This window comes from Tardiphaga robiniae (genome assembly GCF_013359755.1).
Taxonomy (GTDB): Bacteria; Pseudomonadota; Alphaproteobacteria; order Rhizobiales; family Xanthobacteraceae; genus Tardiphaga; species Tardiphaga robiniae.
Map to the genome: position 1 here is coordinate 1 of NZ_JABMCJ010000034.1, position 533 is coordinate 533.

1 protein-coding gene is annotated in these 533 nt (G+C 59.1%); it reads left to right on the top strand.

Annotation, left to right across the window (positions count from 1 at the left end; genetic code table 11):
* Nucleotides 1-27: 27 nt before the first annotated feature.
* Nucleotides 28-533, top strand: a 506-nt coding sequence (locus tag HP556_RS00160) for a phage portal protein (RefSeq protein WP_478134400.1), incomplete at its 3' end; no start/stop codon positions are given.

Consider the following 533-nt stretch of genomic DNA (forward strand, 5'->3'; position numbering starts at 1 on the left):
GAGAGTGAGCTGGATACGCAGTCAGCGATGGATTTTATTCTGGGCGCGAACAGTCAGGAGCAGCGGGAAAGGCTGACCGGCTGGATTGGTGAAATTGCCGCGTATTACGCCGCAGCGCCGGTCCGGCTGGGAGGCGCAAAAGTACCGCACCTGATGCCGGGTGACTCACTGAACCTGCAGACGGCTCAGGATACGGATAACGGCTACTCCGTGTTTGAGCAGTCACTGCTGCGGTATATCGCTGCCGGGCTGGGTGTCTCGTATGAGCAGCTTTCCCGGAATTACGCCCAGATGAGCTACTCCACGGCACGGGCCAGTGCGAACGAGTCGTGGGCGTACTTTATGGGGCGGCGAAAATTCGTCGCATCCCGTCAGGCGAGCCAGATGTTTCTGTGCTGGCTGGAAGAGGCCATCGTTCGCCGCGTGGTGACGTTACCTTCAAAAGCGCGCTTCAGTTTTCAGGAAGCCCGCAGTGCCTGGGGGAACTGCGACTGGATAGGCTCCGGTCGTATGGCCATCGATGGTCTGAAAGA